The sequence below is a fragment of the Enterocloster sp. 210928-DFI.2.20 genome (assembly GCF_020554465.1).
GTDB classification, from domain to species: Bacteria; Bacillota; Clostridia; order Lachnospirales; family Lachnospiraceae; genus Enterocloster; species Enterocloster bolteae.
Genome location: NZ_JAJCHK010000093.1, coordinates 1 through 886, shown reverse-complemented (window position 1 = coordinate 886; position 886 = coordinate 1). Strand labels below are relative to the sequence as shown.

Sequence of the window (886 nt, the reverse complement as noted above, 5' to 3'; positions counted from 1 at the left end):
AGACGGCCCATAGATTCCTGACGGTGACCACAGTAGATGAAAGGCTGTATGGCAGCGAGTCAGTACAACATTATGAGTTGGCCTGCAAGTAGGAGGTAAGACTGTGAAGGTGGAGCTTAAGATGCTGCCTTCTGAGGCTGTGTTGCAGAACCATGGACTGCAGGAAGGCGGATCAGTACAGAAACTGGTGGACAATGAAACTATGCGGTATATGAGCGCTTACATGCCGCGCAGGCAGGCGGGGGAACTGGAGCATATGATGGTCATGGCCACGGTGATTGGATCCGGCCAGATTGACATACCTGGACCATATGCCAATTATCTGCATGAGGGTATCCTGTATGTATCCCCGACAACGGGCAGCGCCTGGGCAAAGAAAAACGAGATAAAAGTTCCCACAGACCGGGAGTTGACTTATGCTGGCGCTCCCATGCGTGGTAAAAAGTGGTTTGAGCGGATGAAAGCCGACCATAAGGACGACATACTGCAGGCAGCTCAGGCCCTGGTAGATAGAGGAGGAACCTAATGACAATCATAGATTATATGCGTCAGAAACTAACGGAGTATCCGAAAATATCGGAGTTCCTGACAGACAGCGATATCCATATGGATTTCACGGAGCCAGGCCCCAGTTATGGCCTGTCCAGCAATGGGGACAGTCTGGTCAAGGAGGACATGCTGGGGAACCAGACGCGGCGCCACAACTTTGCTATGTATGCAGTGGCCCCATCCTTCACGGATTACTGCCGGCTGGCCAACAGCAATTTCCTTCTGGAACTGGGATACTGGCTGGAACAGCTGCCGGAGGAGGATGGGCTTAGTGCCAATATTGGCAACCAGGAGATGGAGGCCAGGTTTATAAAAGCCATCACATCCAATGCAATGG

Annotated in this window: 2 protein-coding genes; both read left to right on the top strand. The window is 51.9% G+C overall.

The genetic code is table 11. The features are described 5' to 3' along the window. Nucleotides 1-103: 103 nt before the first annotated feature. Nucleotides 104-526: a minor capsid protein gene (locus tag LI015_RS27965; protein ID WP_227126780.1), complete on the top strand. Its 423-nt coding sequence runs from the start codon at nt 104-106 to the stop codon at nt 524-526. Next, a partial coding sequence (locus tag LI015_RS27960; protein WP_227126779.1) for a hypothetical protein occupies nt 526-886 on the top strand: 361 nt, incomplete at its 3' end. The genes LI015_RS27965 and LI015_RS27960, both read left to right, overlap by 1 nt.